A 2,769-nucleotide genomic window follows, 5' to 3' on the forward strand; every position below is an offset into this window, starting at 1 on the left:
CACTACCGTAGGGTGGGGCAGAACGTCGGGGACGCTGCAAGGCAGTCATCCCCGCAGCCTCTCAGCGGCCGTCGGCCACGGCAGAGGGCGTCAGGTTCATGCCCTGCGCAAGCTGCTGCAGTGTGCCCAGTTCCTGGGAGCTGTCGGGATACAGCGCAATCTGCGCGTAGCGACCCTTGTCCAGCTTGACCACGCTGATGCGGCGCTCGGCATAGCCGGGCGGCTGCTGGCCACCCAGATCCGGCTGGTACCAGTACATCGATTCACCGGCAAAGCTGCCCTTTTCCTGGCGCAGCGAGCGGGTCAGCGGAATGCCCGGATCGCGTTGGCTGAGCATCAGGCTCAGCACTTCGCGACCGTCGCCCGTGGCCGCACGGCAGACCAGGAAACCGGACTGTGCCTGCTGCTGCCATTGCAGGCCGCTGCTGGCGGGCAACGAAGGACATTCGACCGGGGCCTGCGCGCAGGCAGACGCCGCAACGAACAGCAGGCTCGACAAAACAACAGGCGCGAACTTCATGCATCCCCCAAGGTGGCGTGTCGTTGGCACCGCCGGTGTCACCGGCGGTCGAGGCATCCCATCCCCGGATGCCGTCCAGCCCGGCACAAGCACGGGCGGATGACCAGACCTTAACGGAACGTGAGCGATCGCACAAATCGCGGTTACATCCGTAACCATTGCGGCCGAAGGTCGGCCGCAATGGCACGGTCACGGCTCAGCGGTCGTTGCCGATCCACTTGTAGATGATGCCGCCGATCGCACCGCCTAGCAGCGGGGCAACCCAGAACAGCCACAGCTGGCCGGTGGCGCCGCTGCCGGCGAAGAAGGCCACCGCCGTGGAGCGGGCCGGGTTCACCGACGTATTGGTCACCGGAATGCTGATCAGGTGGATCAGGGTCAGGGCCAGGCCGATGGCCAGCGGCGCGAAACCTGCCGGCGCCTTGCCATGGGTCGCACCCATGATCACGATCAGGAACACCGCCGTGAGCACCACTTCGCACAGGAACGCGGCCGCCACACTGTAGCCACCGGGCGACAGCGCGCCATAGCCGTTGCTGGCGAATGCACCCGCCTGGCTGCCATCAATGGCGAAGCCGCTGGCACCGGAGGCGATCTGCAGCAGGATGAAACCCGCCAGCAGGCCGCCGGCCACCTGGGCGATGATGTAGGGCAGCAGATCCTTGGTCGGGAAGCGGCCGCCGGCCCACAGGCCCACGCTGACGGCTGGATTGAAGTGCGCACCGGAGATATGGCCGAACGCGTAGGCGCCGGTTACCACCGTCAGGCCGAAGGCCAGCGCCACGCCGAGGAAACCGATACCCAGCGGATTGCCGTCGCCACCGAACTTGGCGGCGAGCACAGCACTGCCACAGCCACCCAGAACCAGCCAGAACGTGCCGAGGAACTCGGCGGACAAGCGTTTACCCATGCTCATGTGTTGCACTCCTTTGACGGTCGAAAGTGTGATTTATGTCACATTTCAGTGATCAGCGGGTGACTGTAGCGTCAACGCCGGGTGCAGGGATACACCCTCGGATGTGTGCAACACGCGATGCTCAATGCTCGGGTAGGGGAATGAATTCCTTGTCGTCGCCGGGAATGGTGCCGAAACGCCCGGCTTCCCAGTCGTGCTTGGCCTGCTCGATGCGTTCCTTCGAACTGGAAACGAAGTTCCACCACAAGTGGCGCGGACCATCCAGCGGCTCGCCGCCGAACAGCATCGCCTTCACCGGGGTCTTCGCACGCAGGCGGCCGCGCGCACCGGCTTCGGGGATCACCAGATGCTGGGCGGGAATGTCCACACCATCCAACTGCGCTTCGCCCTCGAGGATGTACAGCGCACGCTCGCGGTGACCATCATCGATGTCGATCTCTGCATCCGGGTCGAGGTCGATCGCCACGTTGAGGGTGTCGGCGAACACTTTGACCGGCGACTCCTCGCCATAGGCGCGTCCGGCGATCACCCGCAGCCAGGCACCGTTGCGGCGCTGCTCGGGCAGGGTGGCCGCCGCATGGTGGTAGAACGCCGGTTCGATTTCCTCATGCGACTTCGGCAGCGCGACCCAGGTCTGCATGCCGTGGATCGGGTTGTCATGGTCGCGGTCCGGTTGCGGCGTGCGCTCGGAATGGGCGATGCCACGGCCGGCGGTCATCCAGTTGACGTCACCGGGACGGATCACCTGGTCCGAGCCCAGCGTATCGCGGTGGCCGATGGCGCCCGACCACAGATAGGTGACGGTGGCCAGGCCGATATGCGGGTGCGGGCGCACGTCAATGGCCGTACCGGGGTGCATGAGTGCCGGGCCCATCTGGTCGACGAACACGAACGAACCGATGCTGCGGGCCTGCAGGGTGGGCACGGCGCGGCGCACTTCCAGGCCGCCGATGTCGTGTACGCGCGGGGCGATGATGGTGGTCATGCGGGCGTTCTCGCTGGCAGGGATCAAGGCGGTCAGCATCGCATGCGGTGGTTGCGGTGACATTCCCCGTCCGGGTAACAGGTTGTTCCAGCCAACAGCGCAGCCCCTCGTGGCTGTTGGTTGGTTGGTCGCGTAAAGCGAAAAGCTGCGCTTGGCCGGGCGGGGTGGGTTCGCGGGGGACGCCGTGAATCCGTCCCTGGRGGCTTGGCCGCGGCATCCATGCCGCGGACACCCCCGCGMACCCAMCCYGCCCGGCCTCTGACAGTTTCCGTGKGCGKYCAGCCACGGARAAGAAAAAAGAAAATCAAAATCAAAATCAAACGCCGGTCGCTTCGCTCGCATCCACGC

Annotated in this window: 3 protein-coding genes; all 3 read right to left on the reverse strand. The window is 65.6% G+C overall.

Features of this window, described 5'->3' with window-relative positions; translation table 11 throughout:
* Window positions 1-61 precede the first annotated feature (61 nt).
* Window positions 62-520, reverse strand: coding sequence for a hypothetical protein (locus AB4Y84_RS18555; RefSeq protein ID WP_089236429.1), 459 nt, complete (start codon window positions 518-520; stop codon window positions 62-64).
* Window positions 521-716: 196 nt separating this feature from the next.
* Complete coding sequence (gene aqpZ, locus AB4Y84_RS18560; protein WP_089236428.1) at window positions 717-1,436, reverse strand: aquaporin Z; 720 nt, start codon at window positions 1,434-1,436, stop codon at window positions 717-719.
* Window positions 1,437-1,557: 121 nt separating this feature from the next.
* Window positions 1,558-2,421, reverse strand: a complete 864-nt coding sequence (locus AB4Y84_RS18565; protein ID WP_099818932.1) for a pirin family protein — start codon at window positions 2,419-2,421, stop codon at window positions 1,558-1,560.
* Window positions 2,422-2,769: the final 348 nt, after the last annotated feature.

The organism is Stenotrophomonas sp. 2YAF22 (assembly GCF_052114665.1).
Classification (GTDB): domain Bacteria; phylum Pseudomonadota; class Gammaproteobacteria; order Xanthomonadales; family Xanthomonadaceae; genus Stenotrophomonas; species Stenotrophomonas indicatrix.